The 21,241-nt window shown below is 68.9% G+C and carries 15 protein-coding genes; 5 read left to right on the top strand and 10 right to left on the bottom strand.

What is annotated here, in order from left to right; all coding sequences use genetic code 11:
* Nucleotides 1-86 precede the first annotated feature (86 nt).
* On the top strand, nt 87-4,019 hold the full coding sequence (locus ACT3SQ_RS06710) for a Pls/PosA family non-ribosomal peptide synthetase (RefSeq protein WP_444600971.1): 3,933 nt from the start codon (nt 87-89) through the stop codon (nt 4,017-4,019).
* A 49-nt stretch (nt 4,020-4,068) separates the two neighbouring features.
* Nucleotides 4,069-5,394 carry a M1 family metallopeptidase gene (locus ACT3SQ_RS06705; protein WP_444600970.1) on the top strand — a complete coding sequence of 442 codons (1,326 nt, stop codon included), beginning with the start codon at nt 4,069-4,071 and terminating at the stop codon, nt 5,392-5,394.
* 131 nt (nt 5,395-5,525) lie between these two features.
* On the opposite strand, the gene ACT3SQ_RS06700 is transcribed toward ACT3SQ_RS06705, so the two are convergent.
* Complete coding sequence (locus ACT3SQ_RS06700) at nt 5,526-6,044, bottom strand: 4'-phosphopantetheinyl transferase family protein (protein WP_444600969.1); 519 nt, start codon at nt 6,042-6,044, stop codon at nt 5,526-5,528.
* A 117-nt stretch (nt 6,045-6,161) separates the two neighbouring features.
* A complete protein-coding gene (gene nrdF / locus ACT3SQ_RS06695; protein ID WP_441443090.1) occupies nt 6,162-7,130 on the bottom strand; it encodes a class 1b ribonucleoside-diphosphate reductase subunit beta in 969 nt (322 codons plus the stop codon).
* A gap of 438 nt (nt 7,131-7,568) precedes the next feature.
* Between nrdF and ACT3SQ_RS06690 the strand changes: the two genes are divergently transcribed.
* Nucleotides 7,569-9,017: a DUF418 domain-containing protein gene (locus ACT3SQ_RS06690; protein ID WP_444599169.1), complete on the top strand. Its 1,449-nt coding sequence runs from the start codon at nt 7,569-7,571 to the stop codon at nt 9,015-9,017.
* Between the two features lie 24 nt (nt 9,018-9,041).
* Here ACT3SQ_RS06690 and ACT3SQ_RS06685 read toward each other — a convergent pair whose 3' ends face one another.
* From ACT3SQ_RS06685 to ACT3SQ_RS06675, 3 genes are all read right to left on the bottom strand, one after another.
* The gene (locus ACT3SQ_RS06685; RefSeq protein ID WP_441443092.1) at nt 9,042-10,448 is read right to left on the bottom strand and encodes a GntP family permease; all 1,407 of its coding nucleotides are present in this window, start codon (nt 10,446-10,448) and stop codon (nt 9,042-9,044) included.
* A gap of 151 nt (nt 10,449-10,599) precedes the next feature.
* Complete coding sequence (locus ACT3SQ_RS06680; RefSeq protein WP_441443093.1) at nt 10,600-11,379, bottom strand: anaerobic ribonucleoside-triphosphate reductase activating protein; 780 nt, start codon at nt 11,377-11,379, stop codon at nt 10,600-10,602.
* Nucleotides 11,376-13,283: a ribonucleoside triphosphate reductase gene (locus ACT3SQ_RS06675; RefSeq protein WP_441443094.1), complete on the bottom strand. Its 1,908-nt coding sequence runs from the start codon at nt 13,281-13,283 to the stop codon at nt 11,376-11,378. Before ACT3SQ_RS06675 ends, ACT3SQ_RS06680 begins: the two co-directional genes overlap by 4 nt.
* Before the next feature lie 340 nt (nt 13,284-13,623).
* Between ACT3SQ_RS06675 and ACT3SQ_RS06670 the strand changes: the two genes are divergently transcribed.
* Together ACT3SQ_RS06670 and ACT3SQ_RS06665 are read left to right on the top strand one after the other, a co-directional pair.
* The gene (locus ACT3SQ_RS06670) at nt 13,624-13,959 is read left to right on the top strand and encodes a PadR family transcriptional regulator (protein WP_442331851.1); all 336 of its coding nucleotides are present in this window, start codon (nt 13,624-13,626) and stop codon (nt 13,957-13,959) included.
* Entirely contained in the window at nt 13,956-14,975 is a 1,020-nt protein-coding gene (locus ACT3SQ_RS06665; RefSeq protein WP_442331850.1) for a permease prefix domain 1-containing protein, read from the top strand. The genes ACT3SQ_RS06670 and ACT3SQ_RS06665 overlap by 4 nt, the downstream gene beginning before the upstream one ends.
* 42 nt (nt 14,976-15,017) lie before the next feature.
* On the opposite strand, the gene ACT3SQ_RS06660 is transcribed toward ACT3SQ_RS06665, so the two are convergent.
* The 5 genes from ACT3SQ_RS06660 to ACT3SQ_RS06640 all read right to left on the bottom strand — a co-directional run bounded on the left by ACT3SQ_RS06660 (nt 15,018) and on the right by ACT3SQ_RS06640 (nt 21,117).
* Complete coding sequence (locus ACT3SQ_RS06660) at nt 15,018-15,782, bottom strand: hypothetical protein (RefSeq protein WP_441443097.1); 765 nt, start codon at nt 15,780-15,782, stop codon at nt 15,018-15,020.
* 130 nt (nt 15,783-15,912) lie between these two features.
* The gene (nrdE, locus tag ACT3SQ_RS06655; protein WP_441443098.1) at nt 15,913-18,045 is read right to left on the bottom strand and encodes a class 1b ribonucleoside-diphosphate reductase subunit alpha; all 2,133 of its coding nucleotides are present in this window, start codon (nt 18,043-18,045) and stop codon (nt 15,913-15,915) included.
* 5 nt (nt 18,046-18,050) lie between these two features.
* A complete protein-coding gene (nrdI, locus tag ACT3SQ_RS06650; RefSeq protein ID WP_441443099.1) occupies nt 18,051-18,449 on the bottom strand; it encodes a class Ib ribonucleoside-diphosphate reductase assembly flavoprotein NrdI in 399 nt (132 codons plus the stop codon).
* A 21-nt stretch (nt 18,450-18,470) separates the two neighbouring features.
* Nucleotides 18,471-18,725: a glutaredoxin-like protein NrdH gene (gene nrdH, locus ACT3SQ_RS06645; RefSeq protein ID WP_345076650.1), complete on the bottom strand. Its 255-nt coding sequence runs from the start codon at nt 18,723-18,725 to the stop codon at nt 18,471-18,473.
* Between the two features lie 673 nt (nt 18,726-19,398).
* Nucleotides 19,399-21,117 (bottom strand): Gfo/Idh/MocA family oxidoreductase, encoded by a 1,719-nt coding sequence (locus ACT3SQ_RS06640; protein WP_441443100.1) that lies wholly within the window; start codon nt 21,115-21,117, stop codon nt 19,399-19,401.
* Nucleotides 21,118-21,241 lie beyond the last annotated feature (124 nt).

The raw sequence follows: 21,241 nt of genomic DNA, 5'->3' as shown, positions 1-21,241 counted from the left end.
GATTACCCTCTTCTCGCGTCTCGCCCACCACCCGCTGGTCCGCTCCTGGACGGTTCCGCGTCATCTTGAGGGGACACACTTCTGCTGTGAATGACTCTGCACATCTCCTGCCCGAGCTGCTCGCCGGGAACAGGGCGCCCGCGCCGACCACTTTGGTGGCGCTCTTCCGCCAGGTCGTGGCGGAGTCCGGGGACGCCCCCGCCGTGGACAGCGGGCTGGACACCCTGACCTATTCCGAGCTGGACCGGGCCGCGACCGAGCTCGCCGCCCGCCTCGCCGACCAGGGCGTGCGCCCTGGCGACAAGGTGGGGGTGCGGATCAAGTCCGGCACCACCGATCTGTACGTCGCGATCCTCGGCATCCTGGTCGCCGGCGCCGCTTACGTCCCGGTCGATGCTGACGATCCCGATGAGCGCGCCCGGGTGATGTTCGAGGAATCCGCGTCTGTCGCCGTGATCGGCAACGACCTGGTCATCACGCCCACTGCCGTCGGCCGCGCAGCCACAACAGATGGCGACAATGTTGGCGAGACAGCTGGCGACACAGCTGGTGACGCGACCGTCGGGCTGCGCGAGGTCGAACCCGGGGACGATGCCTGGGTCATCTTCACCTCCGGCTCCACCGGGAAGCCCAAGGGGGTGGCGGTCACCCACCGCAGCGCCGCCGCCTTCGTGGAGGCCGAATCACGGATGTTCCTTCAGAACTCCCCGATCGCCCCCGGCGACCGGGTGATGGCCGGGCTCTCCGTGGCCTTCGACGCGAGCTGCGAGGAGATGTGGCTGGCCTGGGCGTACGGAGCGTGCCTGGTGCCCGCGCCGCGCTCGCTGGTGCGCTCGGGCGTGGACGTCGGCCCCTGGCTGTCCGCCAACCGCATCAGCATCGTCTCCACCGTGCCCACCCTGGTGTCGCTGTGGCCGGACAGCGCACTGACCGAGGTGAGACTGCTGATCATGGGCGGGGAAGCCTGCCCGCCCGAGCTCGCGGCGCGGCTCCAGGCCCCTGGCCGCGAGGTCTGGAACACCTACGGCCCCACGGAGGCGACCGTCGTGGCCTGCGGCGCGATCCTCGACGGGACCGACCCGGTGAGAATCGGACTGCCGCTGGATGGCTGGGACCTCGCCGTGGTCGATGCCGAGGGGCAGCCCGTGCCCGCAGGCGCCTCCGGCGAGCTGATCATCGGCGGCGTGGGCCTGGCCCGCTACCTCGATCCGGAGAAGGACGCGGAGAAGTACGCCCCGATGCCGACTCTCGGCTGGGACCGCGCCTACCGTTCGGGCGACATCGTGCAGAACGACCCCGCGGGGCTGCTGTTCGCAGGCCGGGCCGACGACCAGATCAAGCTCGGCGGCCGCCGCATCGAACTCGGCGAGATCGACGACCAGCTGCTGCGCCTGCCCGGCGTGGTCAGCGCCGCTGCCGCCGTGCGCTCCACGAAGTCCGGCAACCAGCTCCTGGTCGGCTACCTCACCGTCGACGCCGGCTATGACGCCACGATCGCCAAGGAGCTGCTGCGCCAGCGGATGCCCGCCGCGCTGGTGCCGCGCCTGGCGGTGATGGACGAGCTGCCCACCCGCACCTCGGGGAAGATCGATCGCGACGCGCTGCCCTGGCCGCTCGCGCGCCGCGGAGCACCTTCAGCGGCATTGTCCGGCACCGCCGCCTGGATCGCAGAGATCTGGGGCGAGGTGCTCGGCGCCGAGGCCACCTCCGGAAGCGATGACTTCTTCGACTTCGGCGGCGGCTCCCTCACCGCCGCGCAGGTGGTCAGCCGGCTGCAGGAGAAGCATGCCGAGCTCGCCGTCGGCGACATCTACGCCCATTCCACCCTCGCCTCCCTGGCCGCGTACCTCGACGAGATGGGCACCTCCGCGGTGGCGAGCGACCGCACCGTGGCGCCGCTGCGACGCCGCACCCAGGTCGCCCAGCTGCTCGCGCTGGTGCCGCTGCGGGCGCTCGCGGCACTGCGCTGGATCACCTGGCTGATGCTCGCCTCCACCCTCGCCGCGGCCCTCACCGATCTGCCCTGGCTGGTGGCCTTCCCGCTGTGGCTGGTGATCCCGCTGGCCGTGGTGATGCTGCTGCCGCCCGGTCGGATGATGCTCGCCGCACTGCTGGCACGGGTGCTGCTGCGCGGGGTGCGGCCGGGCAGCCACCCCCGCGGCGGCCGAGTCCATCTGCGGCTGTGGCTGGCGGAGAAGGTCCAGGAGGAGCTCGGGGCGACGAACCTCGCCGGCGCCGCCTGGTTCCCGCTGTACGCGCGCCTGCTCGGGGCGCGCCTCGGCAAGGACGTGGACCTGCACACCCTGCCCCCGGTGACCGGGATGCTGGAGATCGGTGACGGCGCCTCGATCGAGCCCGAGGTCGACCTCGCCGGCTACTGGATCGATGGCGACCGGCTGCGGATGGGACAGATCCGGATCGGCAAGCGCGCCCGCGTCGGGGCCCGCAGCCTGCTCGGTCCCGGCGCGAAGATCGGCCCGGAGGCGGAGGTCGCGCCCGGCTCCGCCGTGCTCGGCACCGTCCCGGCGGGCGAGTTCTGGTCCGGCTCCCCGGCCGAGCGCCAGGCGAAGGCCCGCGGTCCCTGGTCCACCGACGCCCCGCGGCGCCGTCCGCTCTGGCTGCTGGTCTTCGCCGCGCTCTCCGTCCTGATCGCCGCTCTGCCGGTGGTGGCGATGCTGACCGGCGCGGCGGGGCTGCTGCCGGCCGTGCATGACACCGACAGCTTCGGTGCGGCGGTGCTCGCCGCGCTGCCCTGGCTGCCGCTCGCGGCACTCGCGGGCTTCGGCGCTCTGATAGTGCTGGTCGTGGTGCTGACCCGGTTGCTGGCGCTCGCGATCCGGCCCGGTCACCACCCGGTCCGCTCCGCGGCCGGGGTGTCCATCTGGGGGACGCTGCGCCTGCTCGACGAGGCGCGCACCTGGCTGTTCCCGATCTATGCCGGGGCGCTCACCCCGCTCTGGCTGCGCCTGCTGGGCGCCAAGGTGGGCAAGGGCGCGGAGATCTCCACGGTGCTGCTGATCCCGAGCCTCGTGCAGGTGGGTGAGCATTCCTTCCTGGCCGACGACACCTTGGTGGGCTCCTATGAGCTGGGCGGCGGCTGGATCCGGGTGGAGCACGTCAAGGTCGGCAAGCGCGCCTTCGTAGGCAACTCCGGGATGCTCGCCGCCGGGCGCAAGGTCCCCAAGCAGTCGCTGGTCGCGGTGCTCTCTGCCGCGCCGCGGCGCAAGACCGCGAAGGCCGGCACCTCCTGGCTGGGCAGCCCGCCCCGCAAGCTGCGCCGCACGGAGGGCGAGCACGACTCCTCCCTCACCTACGACCCGCCCACCGGCCTGCTCGTGCAGCGCGGGCTGGTCGAGACCGGCCGCATCGTGCCGCTGCTGCTGGCCCTGCTGCTCCCGGTGGCCGTCGGCGCAGTGCTGTTCGCGCTGCTGCTGCAGGACAGCTGGGGAGTCATCGCCGCGGTGGTCCTCGGCGGTCCGGTGATGCTCGCAGCCGGAATCCTCGCCGCCGGGATCACGGTGGTGGCCAAATGGATGATCATCGGCAAGCACCGTCCGGGCGAGCACGCCCTGTTCACGCCCTATGTGTGGCGCTCCGAGCTGGCCGACACCTTCACCGAGGTGCTCGCGGCCCCCTGGTTCGCGAATATCACCGCCGGCACCGCGGCGCTGAACCTGTGGCTGCGACTGCTCGGTGCGAAGATCGGGCCGGGCGTCTGGTGCGACCCGTACTGGCTGCCGGAGACGGACCTGGTGACCCTCGGCGCCGGCTCCACGATCAACCGCGGCTGCGTGGTCCAGACCCACCTCTTCCAGGACCGAGTGCTGAGCATGGACACCGTCACCCTGGGCGAGGGTGCCACCCTGGGCCCCGGCGGCGTGATCCTGCCGGCGGCGTCGATCGATCGGCACGCGACCGTCGGCCCCGTCTCGTTGGTGATGCGGGGCGAACGCGTACCACCCGGCACCCGCTGGACGGGCAACCCGATCGGCCCCTGGGAAGAAGAGGACGGCGCATGAGCACCCTCCGTCGACGAACTGTGAGGAACGAACGGGAGGAGATGGACGCATGAGCGCTACTGCCACGGGCAGCGATCCGTACGTCCCCCGGCATGGGGACTCGAACTTCGAGGTGCTCCACTACGACCTGAACCTCGCCTACCGGGTCGAGGGAAATCGGCTGGACGGGGACGCGACGCTGACCTGCCGGGTCCTGGAGGAGGCCGACGCCCTCCACCTCGACCTCCACGGCCTGCATCCCCAGAAGGTGTTCGTGGACGGCCGGGCGCACGGCTTCACCCATCTGCGCGGACGGCTCACGGTGAAGCTCCCGCTGAGCCTCGGAACAGAGCTGACCGTGCGGGTGAAGTACTCCGGCAAGCCCCGCCCGGTGTCCACGCGGGCCCTCGGCTCGGCCGGCTGGGAGGAGCTGGAGGATGGCGTGATCGTCGCCGCGCAGCCGCATGGAGCGCCGACCTGGTTCCCCTGCAACGACCGCCCCGACAACAAGGCGACCTACGCGATCACGCTCTCGGCGCCGCCCGGGTACACCGTCGCCGTCTCCGGGGAGCTGCAGGGCACCAGCCGCAAGGGCAACGCGGTGACCTGGTCCTACCAGCAGACCGTGCCGATGCCGACCTACCTCGCCACCGTCCAGATCGGGCGCTACCGAACGCTCGAGCAGGCGGGCGCACCGGTGCCGGTGCGCACGATCGCCCCGCGGGAGCTCAGCGTCGCGGACCTCGAGGGCTCCTTCGCCCTGCAACCCGCGATGCTCACCTTCTTCACGGGTCTGTTCGGGGACTACCCCTTCGCCTCCTACACCGCGGTGATCACCGAGGACGAGCTGGAGATCCCGCTGGAGTCCCAGGGACTGTCGACCTTCGGCAGCAACTTCGTGGACACCGCCTGGGAGAGCGTGCGACTGATCGCGCACGAGCTGTCCCACCAGTGGTTCGGCAACTCGGTCACGCTCGAGCGCTGGCAGGACATCTGGCTCCATGAGGGCTTCGCCTGCTACTGCGAATGGCTGTGGGCAGAGGAATCCGGGGTCTCGACCGTCCGGGCGGAGGTCGAGAAGCACCACACGCTGCTGGCCGACCTGCCGCAGGACGATCTGCAGCTCGCCGACCCGGGCCCCGCGCTGATGTTCGACGACCGGGTCTACAAGCGCGGCGCCCTCGCGGTGCATGCGCTACGCCTGCACCTCGGGGATGCACGTTTCTTCGAGATCATCAGGGGCTGGCTCACGGAGCATCGCGCCGGCAGCGTGACCACCGAGCTGTTCCTCGAGCATGTGCGGCGCGAGGCCGGCGAGGAGACCGCCGCGCTGCTGTCGCCGTGGCTGTTCGAGACCGCGCTGCCGCCGTGCCCGGTGCCCGTCAGGGCGTCATAGTCGGGGCCCGGGCTCCGCTCGCCTGGGTGTCCGGCCGTTCAATGAATTGCGTATCCGCAAATCTCTCAACAAGCGGACATCACACCAAGCGGGCAGTCCACCACGCGGGCAGGTCACCCCGCCCTCGTGGATCAGAGCCGGGCGAGGGCGGCGACGTGGCCGGGCGGCGCCGGCAGGTCCTCCACCGCGAAGTCCGCCAGGCGCAGTTCACTCATCGGGGTCTGCATCCCCGTCCCGAGGGCCTTGAGCACCGCCTCCTTGCGGGCCCAGAGCACGGCGCGCTCTGGCGGGTCCGCGCGTGCAGCGGCGGCCCGTTCGCTCGGATGCAGCATCAGCTCCGGGTCCCAGCCGCGGCCGACGGCGGCGATCGATTCGAGGTCGACGCCGACGGGTCCACCGGGATTCACCGCCGTCATCAGGTGCTCCCCGCAGCGGGTGAGGCTCACCGGGACCTCGTCCCGTCGGCCCCGCGCTCGGGCCCAGGGACGGCCGTGCGACGAGGAGCCGCAGCGCGGACACGAACGCCCCACCAGCACGTCCGTCGGCGGGAGTCCGAGCAACTCGGCGACGCGAGCGCGCAGGATCGCATCCGGATCCTCCTCCACCCGATGCAGGCGGACGATCCCGGCGGCGTCCAACGGTGCTGTCATGCCGCGCCCTTCTGTCTGCGAGCCTATCTGCGAGCCTGAGTGCGAGCCTGCCAGTGACGTCCTCGACATGCAGGACGGGCCGGGCGTGATCGCCCGGCCCGTCCTGTCATGAGGGGATCAGAAGTCCCAGTCGTCGTCTTCGGTCTCGACGGCCTTGCCCATCACGTAGCTCGAGCCCGAGCCGGAGAAGAAGTCGTGGTTCTCGTCGGCGTTCGGGGACAGCGCGGAGAGGATCGCCGGGTTCACCTGGACGGAGTCCTGCGGGAACAGACCCTCGTAGCCGAGGTTCATCAGCGCCTTGTTGGCGTTGTAGCGCAGGAAGACCTTGACGTCCTCGGTCCAGCCGACGGGATCGTAGAGGTCCTCGGTGTAGACCTCTTCGTTCTCGTACAGCTCCAGCAGCAGCGAGAAGGTGTAGTCCTTCAGCTCCGCCTTGCGCTCGGCCGAGAACTTCTCGACGGCCTTCTGGTACTTGTAGCCGATGTAGTAGCCGTGGACGGCCTCATCACGGATGATCAGCCGGATGATGTCCGCGGTGTTGGTCAGCTCGCCGTGGCTGGAATAGCGCATCGGCAGGTAGAACCCGGAGTAGAACAGGAACGACTCCAGCAGCACCGAGGCGATCTTCCGCTTCTCCGGATCGTCACCCTCGTAGTAGCCCATGATGATCTGGGCCTTCTTCTGGAGCTGCGTGTTCGTCGCACCCCACTCGAAGGCCTCGTCGATCTGCTTGGTGCTGGCCAGGGTCGAGAAGATCTGGCTGTAGGACTTCGCGTGCACCGATTCCATGAACGCGATGTTCGTGTACACCGCCTCCTCATGGGGGGTGACGGCATCCGGGATCAGGGAGATCGCGCCCACGGTGCCCTGCACCGTGTCCAGCAGGGTGAGCCCCGTGAACACGTGCATCGCCATCGTCTGCTCCTCGGGGGAACGACGGCTCCAGGACTGGATGTCGTTGGACAGCGGCACCTTCTCGGGCAGCCAGAAGTTACCGGTCAGGCGGTCCCAGACCTCCTGATCCTTGGGATCGGGGATCCGGTTCCAGTTGATGGCCTGGATCGTCGCGTTCAGGTGGTCTTTCACCGCAGCCTCACTGTCGTCGAAGGGGTCGTCCGGTCGGCGCAGAGGCGCACGGGACCGTTCTCTTCCAGTCTAGGCATCGGCCCGCGCTCGGCGGGGGCCCGGCAGGCCGACGGGGCGGTGGCAATGCCCACCCCGGTCGGCGCTCGGCGTCCCTTGACTCCCGTGCTTGTCTCGGGGCGGGCGGCCGGGTCAGACGACGGCGGTCATCCCGCCGCCGACGTAGAGCTCCTGGCGAAGGCGGGGTTCTTCGGGCCAACGCCTCGGCGGGGGTCTGAGCGGGGGTGCTCTGGACGATGTCGGCAGCTGGCTAGAGAGATGACGGGAGACCGACCTTCGTCGCGTGCCGGCGACCCGCAGGCGCAGGTAGGTTCGAGGCGCTCCACCGTCGGGGCCGCTCCGTCCCGGCACCGCCCGCCAGACCAGACCGAAAGGCCCGTTGTGAGCAGCTCGGCCGCCCCGTCCTCGGACCATACCTCGCCTTCAGCTCCGGCCCGCGCGGGCGCCGCACGCCCGCACGCCGCCCCCCGTTCCCTGGCCCCGGACATCGCCCGCGGGCTGATGCTCGCGCTGATCGCGATCGCGAACGTCTCCTGGTTCCTGTGGGGGCATGAGGGCGGCGTCGGGATGACCCCGCACGTGCCGGCGCTCGGCCCGGCGGATTCCGTGGTGCAGTTCGTAATGACGGTCGCGGTCGATCACCGGGCGATGCCGCTGTTCGCCTTCCTGTTCGGTTACGGCATGGTGCAGTTCTACCGCTCGCGCATCGATCGCGGGATGGAGCCGCGGATCGTGCGACTCATGATGCGCAGGCGGCACTGGTCGATGCTGCTGCTCGGCTTCCTTCACGCGGCGCTGCTGTTCTACGGGGACATCCTCGGCGCTTATGCGGTGGCGGCCCTGCTGGGGGTGTGGCTGCTCTTCGGTCGGCGCACCCGCACGCTGATCATCTGGGCGAGCGTGATCGGCGGGGTGATGGTGTCCTACGCCGTGTTCAGCATCGTCGGCGCGCTGGGGATCATGTTCTTCGCCCCGCCGGAGGTGCTGATCGACATGCAGCAGGGGGCGACCACACCCTTCGCCAACGACTGGTTGCGGGACCTCGCCTACGCCCAGCCGTACCTGGTCTCGATGCTGACCCGGGCCGGGATGTGGGTGGTCAGCATGGTGCCGGCCGCCGCCTTCGGCGCCCCGCTGCCGATCCTGCTGGGCTGGATCGGCGCCCGCGCCCGGCTGCTCGACGAGCCCTGGCGCCATACCCGCACGCTGCGACGCCTCGCAGTCTCCGGTATCGCGATCGGCTGGCTCACCGGCCTGCCCGAGGCCCTCGTGATCATCGGCGTCCTGCCGGTGCCGGAGGCGTTGAGCTGGACCTTCCTGGGCCTGACCTCCGTGGGAGGGATCTGCTGCGGGATCGGTTACGCAGCCGCTTTCGGCCTGCTCGCGATGCGCCTGGAGAAGCGGCCCACGGTGGAGGTGACGCCGGAGGCGGCGCCCGACAAGGCTCAGCGCAGAGCCGTGCGCGCCGAGCGGGCTGCGGCCCATGCGGCGCTCTCCCCTGCTGAGCGCGCCTACGGCGCCCTCGCCGCGGAGGCCCCCTCCACGGCGGCGGCGCCGACCGGGCTCGTACGGGCGCTCTCGGCCGTCGGCCAGCGCTCGCTGACCTTCTACCTGTTCCAGTCGCTGCTGCTGGCACCGCTGCTGGCGGCCTGGGGCCTGGGGCTCGCGCCGCACCTCAGCACCGCGTCCGCCGTCGCTGTCGCGCTCGGCGTCTGGCTGCTCTCGCTGCCGCTCGCCGCCTGGATGGACTCCCGGGGATTGCGCGGGCCCGCCGAGGTCCTGCTGCGCCGGATGACCTACGGGAAGCACGATCCGCGGGGCCGGTCCTGACCGGTCCGGCCCCGTGGCGTGACCTCAGGCGATCGCGGACGCGACGCCGAACAGCACCAGCGACAGGATGAAGCCGACGATGGCCATCGCACCCTGGATCAGGGTCCAGGTGGACAGGGTCTGCTTCATGTCCATCCCGAAGAATCGGCTGACCAGCCAGAAGCCCGAGTCGTTGACGTGCGAGAAGCCCACCGAGCCGGCGGACATCGCCATCACGATCGCCACGACCTGGAGCTGGGAGAAGTCGCTGGCGGCGATCACGCCCACCATCAGCGATGCCGCCGTCGTCAGGGCCACGGTGGCCGAGCCCTGGGCGATGCGGACGATCTGGGCGATCAGGAACGCCGCCACGATCACCGGCAGTCCGATGTCGTTGAGCGATCCGGCGACCGCATCACCGATCCCGGTCACTCGCAGCACCCCACCGAACATGCCGCCGGCACCGGTGACCAGCACCACCGAGCAGATCGGCCCCAGTGCGGAGTCGGTGATCTTCTCGATCAGGTTCCCCTTCTTGCCCGCTCCCCAGCCGAGGACGAACATCGAGACCACCACAGTGATCAGCAGCGCGACCGGAGTCTCACCCAGCAGGCGCAGTCCGGAGACGACCGGGTCGGCGAGGAACGCCTCCGGATCCGGCCGTGCGGCGCCGGCGGTGTTCAGCCCGGTGTTGAGCAGGATCAGCAGCAACGGCAGGATCAACAGGCTGATGATCGTGCTCACCCGTGGGTTCGACTCGAAGCCGGTCTTCTCCGACGTGCTGTCGAGGATCGTGGGGATCGGGACGTCCAGGCGCATGCCCAGTCGCGGGGCCAGCAGGATGCCGACCAGATACCAGATGATCACTGCGAATACGATTCCGACGAGCATCACCAGGCCGATGTCGGCGCCGACGATGCTGGAGGCGGCCACCGGGCCGGGGTGAGGCGGGGCGAAGATGTGCATCGCGCTGAACGCCACCGCCGAGGGCAGGGCGATGGACAGGAACGATCCGCCGACACGGCGCGCGACGGCGTAGATGATCGGCAGCATCACCACGAGGCCGGCGTCGAAGAAGATGGGGAAGCCCATCAGCAGGCTGGCCAGCGACAGGCCGAGGCCGGCCCGCTTCTCCCCGGCCAGGTCGATCATCCGGTCGGCGAGCAGCTGCGCACCGCCGGAGGTCTCGATCATCCGCCCCAGCATCGCGCCGAGCGCGACCAGCAGCATCACGTTGCCGAGCGTGGAGTTGAATCCGAAGCCGAGGGCATCCATGAGGCTGCCGGGGGCGATGCCGGCGATGAGCGCCGTGCCGATCGAGGTGATCATCAGGGCCAGGAAGGCGTGGATCTTGAACGCCATGATCATGACCAGCAGCACGGCCACGGCGGAGACTGCCAGGATCAGCAGTCCCGCCGTGCCCAGCTCCCAGTTCAGGACGAGGTCTTCCATGAGGGGCTCCTAGCGGAGGAGGGGAAGAGACGTCGCGCCCCTGGGACCGGGACGCGGCGGTGAGGGTTGCTCGTACCGCATCCTAGGTGCTGGTCGTCACGGCGCCGAGCCCGGTGGTGGCGGCCGCGGCGCCGTCGTCGCGCCCGAGTCCTCAGGTGCGGGCCCTGACCTGTACCCCTTCTTCCTTGCCCCGCCGGGTGGCGGCGTCGGCGATCTCCTCGAAGCGCTCGGGCCAGTCGGGGGCCCGCGCCAGCTGCGCGGCGAAGCCGGCGTCGGCGCCGTCGGGTCGGGCGCGCTGCAGCACCAGCGCGCCGCCCCCGGCCTGCGCGACCAGGCGCACGACCTGCAGCACCTCGGCCTGCAGCGCGGGGGTGACGGTCATGCGCAGCTCGTGGTCGACGCCCGAGTTGAGCAGCATGCCCAGGGACCGCTGCACCTTCGTGGCGGCACCGGCGCGACCCACCAGCGCGGGATAACCGGCCGGCGAGGCCTTGACGTCGAAGCCCACCCAGTCCACCAGCGGGGCCTCGCTCCGTGCCCCGTCCCGGTCCTGGCCCAGCAGTGCCGCGAGCCGGCCCGGGTAGGCGCCGCCGGTGTGGAGCCCGACGGCGAACCCGGCTCCGCGCACCCGGCGGGCGGCGGGCACCAGGGCGTGCTGCATGGTGGCCTCTCCCCCGCTGAACACCACCGCGTCCAGCAGGCCGTGGCGGCGGCCCAGCAGCTGCTCGAGCTGCGCCCAGCCCACTGCGCCGGGGGTGCGCGGGTCCAGGATCGCCGTGTTGTGACAGTAGGTGCAGGTCCACGGACAGCCCTGGCAGAACACGGTCGCGACCAGGTGCCCCGGCCAGTCCACACTCGACAGCGGCACCACACCGGCGATCTGCAGGTCCTCGGCGGCGACCGCAGGCACCACAGCGCCGTCGGCGCTCACGCCGTGCCTGCGGCCAGGCGCTGCTGCTCGGGCACGACGGACCCTGCCCCGACGCCCGAGGCGGCCTCGGTGAAGAAGGTGCGCTCGGCGTACTCGCCCTTTTTGCCAATGTTGAAGGACGCGACGGGGCGGAAGTAGCCCATCACCCGGGTCCACACCTCACAGGCCTGCCCGCAGCGCTCGCACTCGAGGTGCTCGCCCGAGAGGTACCCGTGGGTGGGGCAGATCGAGAAGGTCGGGGTGACGGTGAGATAGGGCAGGCGGAAGCGGGTCAGGGCGCGCCGCACCAGTTCCTTGCAGGTGGCCGCAGAGCTCATCGCCTCGTTCATGTAGAGGTGCAGCACGGTGCCGCCGGTGTACTTCGCCTGCAGCTCCTCCTGCAGCTCGAGCGCCTCGAAGGGGTCCTCGGTGGCGCCCACCGGGATCTGCGAGGAGTTCGTGTAGTACGGGTTCTGCGCGGTGCCCGCGGTGAGGATCCCGGGGAAGCGAGCACGATCCTCCTTCGCGAAGCGGTAGGTGGCACCCTCGGCCGGAGTCGCCTCGAGGTTGTAGAGGTTCCCGGTGGCTTCCTGGAACTCGACCATCCGCTCGCGCACGTGGTCGAGGATCCGCAGGCACATCGCCTGCCCCTCCTCCGTCATGAGGTCGAGGCGGTCGCCGGTGAAGTTCCGGAGCATCTCGTTCATGCCGTTCACTCCGAGAGTCGAGAAGTGGTTGCCGAGGTGGCCCATGTACCGCTTGGTGTAGGGGTAGAGCCCGGAGTCCATCAGCTCCTGCACGGTGGTGCGGCGCCGCTCCAGGGTGTCCTGGCCCAGCTCCAGCAGGTGGTCGAGCGCGGCGATCAGCGCCGGCTCGTCCCCGGCGTGGAGGTGGCCGAGCCGCGCCATGTTCACGGTCACCACTCCGATCGATCCGGTGAGCTCCGCCGAGCCGAACAGGCCGTTGCCGCGCTTGAGCAGCTCGCGCAGGTCCAGCTGGAGGCGGCAGCACATGGAGCGGATCATCCCGGGATCCAGATCCGAGTTCAGGAAGTTCTGGAAGTAGGGCAGCCCGTACTTCGCAGTCATCACGAACAGCGCCTCGGCGTTGTCCGAGTCCCAGTCGAAGTCCTCGGTGATGTTGTAGGTGGGGATCGGGAAGGTGAAGGCGCGACCGTCCGCGTCCCCCTCGGTCATGACGTCGAGATAGGCGCGGTTGATCAGGTCCATCTCTGCGCGCAGCTCGCCGTAGGTGAAGTCCTGGACCTCGCCGCCGATCAGCGGGCGCTGCTCGCGCAGGTCCGCGGGGCAGGTCCAATCGAAGGTCAGGTTGGTGAAGGGGCACTGGGAGCCCCAGCGGCTGGGGACGTTGAGGTTGTGGATCAGCTCCTGCATATGCTGGCGCACCTGCTCGTAGCTCATCGAGTCCAGGCGCACGAAGGGCGCCATATAGGTGTCGAAGGAGCTGAAGGCCTGCGCCCCGGCCCATTCGTTCTGCAGCGTCCCCAGGAAGTTCACGATCTGCCCGCAGGCTGAGGAGAAGTGCCGTGGCGGACGGGAGCCGATCGCGCCGGCCACCCCGTTGAAGCCCTCCTCGAGCAGGGCCCGCAGGGACCAGCCGGCGCAGTAGCCGGTGAGCATGTCGAGGTCGTGGATGTGGAGGTCGCCCTCGCGGTGGGCTCGGCCCGCCTCCGGACTGAACACCTCCTCCAGCCAGTGATTGGCCATCACTTTGCCGGCGGCGTTGAGGATCAGCCCGCCCACCGAATATCCCTGGTTCGCGTTCGCGTTGACCCTCCAGTCCGATCGCTCCACGTACTCGGTGACGGTCGCGACGGGGTCGATGAGCTGCCGCGCCGTCGACTCGACAGGCAGTGGCCCGGCGGGGGCTGCGGACCGGGCGGGGGTGGGTGCGAACGCGGTCATGGGTTCTCTCCTGAGAGGTGAGGGGGTGGGGCGGGGAGAGACCTCGGGGCAGAAGCCGGGAGGCGGTCGCCGACGAGGGCGATGAGCACACGCTAGGCAGGAACCACAACATCTAGTGCTCGCGACGCGCGGCGCACACAAGCTCTAGTGGTCTTCGCGCCCGCACGCCGTCCTCCACGGGACCGAGGTCCCGACCTGGGCTCCCCGAAATCCCCCGAATACCCCCCTTGCCGTACTACGGCTGCCGTAGTACGTTATGCGCATTAGTGCGGCGGACCCACCTGTCATGCATATCCGTCGCATGCGTACCCCCACCATCCAGAGGAAGAGAGGAGCCGATGTGATCGGAGCCGACGCCATTCGCGGGCACATCGATCTGATCCTGCTGGCGATCCTCGAGACGCAGCCCTCCTACGCCTACGAGATCTCCAAGACCATCACCGATCGCTCCCGCGGCGAGTACGTCATCAAGCAGACGACCCTCTACACCGCGGTCAAGCGGCTGCAGTCCCAGGGCCTCCTCGACGGCTTCGAGGATGTCTCCCCCACGGGAAAGCCCCGCACGTACTACAAACTCACTCCCGACGGCTTCGAACAGCTCGGCCTCAAGCGCGAGGAATGGCGCAGCACCCGAGCACTCGTGGACCACTTCACGAAAGGAAAGGACGCCTCGTGAACGTCATCGACTCCTATCTGGACACTCTCTTCGCCCCCTACCCCGAGACTCCGCGCCTGCGGGAGGCCAGGACCGAGCTGCGAGCCATGATGGAGGACAAGCAGCAGGGCCTGATCGAGGACGGTCTCCCCGAGTCCCAGGCCGTCGGTCAGGTCATCGCCGAGTTCGGCACCCTCGAGGAGGTCGCCCCGGTGCTGGGGATCAGCGCCGAGCTGGGCCGCGCCGCCGCCGCACCCGTGGTGTCGCCGGCCGCCCCTCTGGAGCTCGAGCGCGCCCGCGCCTATGTCGAGGCCGTGCGCCGTTCTCAGTGGATGCCTGCCGCGGGCTTGGTCCTGTTCGTGCTCAGCGCGGCGCCGCTGCTGCTGCTCCTCGCCGCCACCGGCGCCCAGGAGGCGTCCGCGGGCTGGGTGATCGGCGTCGGCGTCACCGCGGTGCTGGTGATGGTGAGCCTGAGCCTGCTGCTGATGATGGCGCGGAATGCGCGGCTCAGCGACTTCGAGGACATCGACGAGGGGGGCTTCACCCTCACTGCGCAGGTGCGCAGCTACGCGCAGGAGATCCACCGAGAGCACCGCCGCAGCACCCTCCTCGCCACCGCCGTCGCGATCACGCTATGGATCCTCAGCGCTCTGCCCACCCTCCTCTCCGCGCTGCTCACGGACGGAGAATCCCCCGCCACGCTGTACGGCGTGAGTGGGACGCTGGTGATCGTGGCGCTGGGCCTCGCGATCATCGCCAGGGCCGGGTGGTCCGACTCCGCGACCAGCACGCTGCTCCAGCAGAAAGAGGAGAACGAGACCCTCGAGCACAGCGACAGCCCGGCGGTCCGCGTAGTGGCGGCGCTCTATTGGCCGGTCATGCTCGCGGCCTATCTGATCTGGAGCTTCGGCTCCGGCGACTGGGGACTGACCTGGGTGATCTGGCCGGTGGCCGGGGTGCTCTACGGCGCGCTGAGCGGTCTCGGCGTGGCGCTGCGCGGGGACGATAGTGCCCGAAAGCACGGCGGGAGCAGCTGAGAGTTCGGATCCGAACTGGCGAGAACTCTGCGGCACACGCTCTCACGCCTGCGCGGACGCCCAGGACTGCCGCCGGGTCTGCGGCAGGTTCCCGCAACACATGCAGAGTGGTCCGCCCATCGGCTCGTCAACCGCCTGCCCTTTGCCCCACGTCGTGCCGGGTCGACGCCAATGCAGACCCCAAGGATCGGTGAAGCAGAACTCAGGATTCGCGACACGGTCGGGCTCGAGCATGCCGATGGCGTTCCAGTTCGTGACCTCGATTGTTCCGCTGACGCTCTCGTGCGGAGCCAGGGTCCCCACCGCGACGCCCTGGAAGTAGTCGTCCAGGGTAGTGAGGGAGTCCAGGTCATATCGACTCTCGTTGTCGTCGTCCAGCTGGTGGACCACGATCTTGACGTTGGTGACCGGGAGCGATGAGTGGTTCGACAGCTCATACGTGTAGACGAGGACCCGTTCTCGACGTCCATTGCTGATGCGTTCCCGCCATTCGCTGCGCAGTGAGATCGATCGCCGCACGACGTCCTTCTTCTCCTCGCCCCGGAGCCGTTCCGAGTCACGGTGCTGACGGACCTGCCACGCCGCGACGAGGAGCGAGAGTCCGGCGAAGAAGAGCCCGACGACAGTTGCCACTGCCTGCGCCCAGGTCCCCACATCGCCCCACACCACTGCATACGGAACAAGGCCAGAGAAATACGCCCAGAGCAACAGTCCGATCAGTGCCGCTTCGAAGCCGATAACCCCGAGCAGCACGATCGCCAGCCACCTGGAACGGCGGCCGCTGCACCACGATCGTCTCTCCCTCATGGTGCGTAAGGATATTCGATCACGATCGGGAGGGCTCCGGAGCTCACGTCGTCTCCACCGACGAGAACGCCAGGGCCCGGGCGAGGATCTTCCTCGTCCGGGCCCCGGCGTCATCTCAACGGGCGAGAGATCAGAGCATGCAGCTGACGCAGCCCTCGACCTCGGTGCCCTCGAGCGCCATCTGCCGCAGGCGGATGTAGTAGAGGGTCTTGATGCCCTTGCGCCAGGCGTAGATCTGCGCCTTGTTGATGTCGCGCGTCGTGGCGGTGTCCTTGAAGAACAGCGTCAGCGACAGGCCCTGGTCCACGTGCTGCGTGGCCTCGGCGTAGGTGTCGACGATCTTCTCGTAGCCGATCTCGTACGCATCCTGGAAGTACTCGAGATTGTCGTTGGTGAGGTAAGGGGCGGGGTAGTACACCCGGCCGATCTTCCCCTCCTTGCGGATCTCGATCTGGGAGGCGATGGGGTGGATCGAGCTCGTGGAGTTGTTGATGTACGAGATCGAACCGGTCGGCGGGACAGCCTGCAGGTAGGCGTTGTACATGCCGTGCTCCGCGACCTCGCCACGCAGCTGCTTCCAGTCCTCCTGCGAGGGCAGGTGGGCATTGGACTCGGCGAACAGTGCACGCACCTTCTCCGTCTTCGGCTCCCACGCCTTGTCGATGTACTTGGCGAAGTACTCGCCGGTGGCGTACTTGGAGTTCTCGAAGTCGTAGAACTTCTCCCCGCGCTCCTTCGCGATCCGCATCGACGCCTTGATGGCGTGATAGGTGACCGAGTAGAAGTACATGTTGGTGAAGTCCAGGCCCTCGTCGGAGCCGTAGTAGATGCGCTCGCGCGCCAGGTAGCCGTGCAGGTTCATCTGCCCGAGCCCGATCGCGTGGGACTTGCGGTTGCCCTCGGCGATGGTCGGCACGGAGTCGATGTCCGAGGTGTCCGAGACTGCGGTCAGGCCACGGATGGCCGTCTCGATGGTCTGGCCGAAGTTCGGTGAATCCATCGCCTTGGCGATGTTCAGCGAGCCCAGGTTGCAGGAGATGTCCCGGCCCATCTCCTCGTACGTCAGATCGACGTTCATGGTCGAGGGGGTCGAGACCTGCAGGATCTCCGAGCACAGGTTGGAGTGCGTGACCTTGCCGGCGATGGGATTCGCCCGGTTCACGGTGTCCTCGAACATGATGTACGGGTAGCCGGACTCGAACTGGATCTCCGCCAGGATCTGGAAGAAGTCACGCGCCTGGATCTTCTTCTTGGAGATGTTCGGGTTGTCGACCATGTCCCGGTAGACCTCGGAGACGTTGACGTCCGCGAAGGGCTTGCCGTACTCGCGCTCCACGTCATACGGGGAGAACAGGTACATCGGCTCGTTCTTCTTCGCGAGCTCGAAGGTGATGTCGGGGATGACCACGCCGAGGGAGAGGGTCTTGATACGGATCTTCTCGTCGGCGTTCTCGCGCTTGGTGTCCAGGAAGCGCAGGATGTCCGGGTGGTGGGCGTTGAGGTACACCGCACCGGCGCCCTGGCGGGCCCCGAGCTGGTTCGCGTAGCTGAAGGAGTCCTCGAGCAGCTTCATCACGGGAATGACGCCGCTGGACTGGTTCTCGATGTGCTTGATCGGCGCACCGTACTCACGCAGGTTCGAGAGCAGCAGGGCCACGCCGCCGCCGCGCTTGGACAGCTGCAGAGCGGAGTTGATCGAGCGGCCGATCGACTCCATGTTGTCCTCGATGCGCAGCAGGAAGCAGGAGACGAGCTCTCCACGCTGTGCCTTGCCGGCATTGAGGAAGGTCGGGGTCGCGGGCTGGAAACGGCCGTCGAGGATCTCGTCGACCAGGTTGCGGGCCAGCTGCTCATCGCCGCGGGCCAGACCCAGGGCCACCATCACCACACGGTCCTCGAAACGCTCGAGGTACCGCTCGCCGTCGAACGTCTTCAGGGTGTACGAGGTGTAGTACTTGAAGGCGCCCAGGAAGGTCGGGAAGCGGAACTTCTTGGCGAAGGCCTGCTCCGAGAGAGACTCGATGAAGGAGAAGTCGTACTGCTCGAGGACCTCGGGCTCGTAGTACTTGTTCTCGACCAGGTAGTCCATCTTCTCGCGCAGCGAGTGGAAGAAGACGGTGTTGGGGTTCACGTGCTGCAGGAAGTACTCCCGCGCCGCTTCCCGATCCTTGTCGAACTGGATCTTCCCGTCCGGTCCGTACAGGTTCAGCATCGCGTTCAGCGCGTGGTAGTCGAGCCGCTTGTTGTGCTCGACCGGGGGCATCTCGGTCAGTGTCGCCAAAACTCTTCCAATCCGTCGTGGACCCGCGTCACATCGCGCGGAGTGCCGAACAGTTCGAACTTGTACATATGGGGGACCTCGCACTTGCGGGCGATGATGTCGCCGGCCAAGCAGTAGGCCTCTCCGAAGTTGGTGTTCCCCGCACCGATCACGCCTCGGATGTGCTTCCGGTTGCGTTCGTCGTTGAGGAACTTGATGACCTGCTTGGGGACGGCGCCACGGCCGTTGCCCCCTCCGTAGGTCGGAACCACCAGGACGAAGTCCTCGTCGACGACGAGGTGCTCATCCCGGGGGTAGAGCGGGACCCGGCGTGCCGGCATCCCGAGCTTCTCGACGAAGCGCTTGGTGTTGCCGGACACCGAGGAGAAGTAGACGAGGTTCGCCACGCCGACGCCTCCCGGGCCCGATCAGATGGCGGTGGCCTGGCGCTGTGCGCCGGCACCCACGAGGGTCTTGATCTTGTCGGGGCGGAAGCCGGACCAGTGGTCCTGTCCTGCGATGACCACGGGGGCCTGGAGGTACCCGAGGTTCATGATGCGCTCGCGTGCCGCGTCGTCCTCGGTGACGTCGACGACGTCGTAGGCGACGCCCGCCTTGTTCAGGGCGCGCTTGGTCGCATCGCACTGGACGCAGAGGGGCTTCGAGTACACGGTGATGTCCAAGGGAGGGGCCTTTCACGAGCGCCGCGCCGGGGCGCAGGACGGGAGCTTCACGGGTTGTCCGGGGGAGGTCCGAAGGACCGTGCCGCCACGCTCCGGAGCCGTGGATCAGGGGCGCAGCGATGAGTTCCGGTGCGCCGCCCGACCTCCGGTGACCCGGTACGGTGCGACTGCGTCAACACTACACCTAGTGGTGACCCGGCGCGACGACCACAAGATGTACTGAGTTACAACACTGTCATCCACAATCGACTGTTGATGGGCTGTGGATAGATCTGCAGGGTTGGGGACGAAGGGCTGGGCCACGCACGAAATCCGAGGATGCGTGCACAGAGCAGTGTGGATGAGGGGTCCGACAGCCCGTTCCTGCGGTGGATGACGCCGCTCCCCGCGACCTCCCGCAGCGCGAAGTAGTGAGGTAGGTCCCCGGCATGTCCGAGAGGACGCTCGGCGTGTCGTCGGCGTGTCCCGACAGTCGGCTCGGCGTGTCGTCGGCGTGTCGTCTTCCGGGGCCGTCGGAGGGTCCGACACGGGCCCACTGCGAGATCCGCGCGAGCCCCGGCGTTGCCCGCGCCCGCCCGCGTCATCCCCTCTGGGATCCGGGATCGCCTGGACGCGAGAACCCCCGCGGCCCAGTGGGCGGCGGGGGTTCTCAGCACTCGTGCGCGGTCAGGAGTCAGGAGCGAGGGTCCTCTGGGGCGGGAGCCGCCAGCGTCGGGCCGTCGACCGCAGGGTCGCCAGCCGCAGGGTCGCCAGTTGCATGGGCGCCAGCCTCAGTGCCGTCAGCCGCGGGGGCGTCAACCTCAGGGCCGTCAGCCGCGGGACCATTCGGCGCAGGAGCCTCCGGCGCTACGCTGCCAGCCGCGCCGTCGGCCGGGGTCTCCCCGCTCAGATGCCACACGTCGACGACCTCCTCCCCCTGCGCATCTCCCAGAGGCTCCGCGCTCTCGGGCGCGGCAGCTGTCGCATCGGCGGCGAGGGCCGCGTCGTCGGTTGCCGCTGGATCGTCATCGGCCGTCGCCGTCGCGTCGTCGTCGGCTGCTGTTGCTGTTGCTGTTGCTGTTGCAGCTGCGGTTCCAGGGGCCTCCGCTGCGGGCTCGGCGATCTCCACGATCAGCTCGGGTTCGCCCTGGGCGGTCGCGCCACCCACAGCAGCTGGCTCAGGCGCCTCGTCCTCCCGTGCCTCGCCCTCCACTGCCTCATCGCCCAGCACCTCATCACCAGGCGCTGCGTCGTGAGCCTCGTCGTCGGCGGCGTCCTTCTCAGCCTCGAGGCTGCGACCATCCGCGCCGACAATGCTCGAGAGCACCTCGCGCAGCAACGTCACCTGGGCTGCCGCCTCGGCAGCACCCGAGACCGGCTGCTTGCCCTTCTCCACGAAGGCGTGGAAGGCCTCCCACATGAGCTCCACCGCCCCCTTGGGAGCCGTGGTCGAGGTCTCCTGGACCACGCCCGACTTCTTCTCCCGCAGGGAGATCGTCGAGCGGACGTCGCTGTGCGAGGGGGCGGGCAGCTCCACGCGCATCCGTCGTCGCGCCGAGAGCACCTGCACGCTCTCGGAGTACTCCGGGGCGAACGGCAGGTAGTGCCACACCAGGCGCACCTGTGCCCCGCCGTCCAGCTCGCCGAGCAGCTCGATCGAGCCGGGGATCACTCCCTTGGGCCAGTGCCTCACCGCGACCAGGCGCGCGATCGGGCCATAGGCCGCCTCGATCACGGCCATCTGATGCGCCACGCCCGTCAGCAGGCCCTTGACATAGAGATCACGGTCGCGCTGAGTCGCACCCGCGCCCGCGCCCGCCTCGACCGCGGCCTGGAGGGCCTTGCGCCGCTGCGAGCGCACCTCGGTGGGCAGATCGTACGAGGCCGTGGTCACGTGGGCACTGCCGAACAGCGGCTGGCTCGCAGGCATCAGCACCTCGTGATCCACCATCCGCAGATCCTTGACGGGGATGTGCTCGGACATGCGGGTCACGGAGTCGTCGTACTGCTGGGGATAGGCCATCATCAGCAGGCGTCGGCCCGTCATCCGCTCGAAGCCGGCGACCTGCTCGACCTCGTCTGCGGAGAAGCCCACCGGCGGCTCCACGAGCACCGGGATGCCGCGGCGCATGAGCGTCAGCAGGTCCTCGACATGCAGCCCGTCGGTGGACAGCAGCGCGGCGTCGATCGCGAGGGTCTTGGCGCGCACCGCCGCGATCAGATCCGCGACCGTCTCGTAGCGCTTGTCCTCCTCGATCCCCCACACCTCGGAAGACTCGCGGCGCCGACGCGGGGAGTGATCCACCAGCGCGGCGATCGTGAAACGGTCCCAGCGCCTGCGCAGCACCGGGAGGTGCACGGCCTGGGCCATGGTTCCGGCGCCGATCACGGCAATGTTCAGGGTCTTGGGCATCGACTGGCTCCTCGGGCTCGGACGGGGTCGGCGGCAGCTCCGCGGGATCCTCGGCGGGCGCCGGGCCGTTCCGACAGTGCGCTCCGGACGGCACGGAGCGCACGCCTGTTCTACCACACCCCGG

It is taken from the genome of Brachybacterium sp. AOP42-C2-15 (genome assembly GCF_052377065.1).
Classification (GTDB): Bacteria; Actinomycetota; Actinomycetes; order Actinomycetales; family Dermabacteraceae; genus Brachybacterium.
The sequence above is the reverse complement of the archived record's forward strand: the minus strand, read 5'-3'. Positions and strand labels throughout refer to the sequence as shown.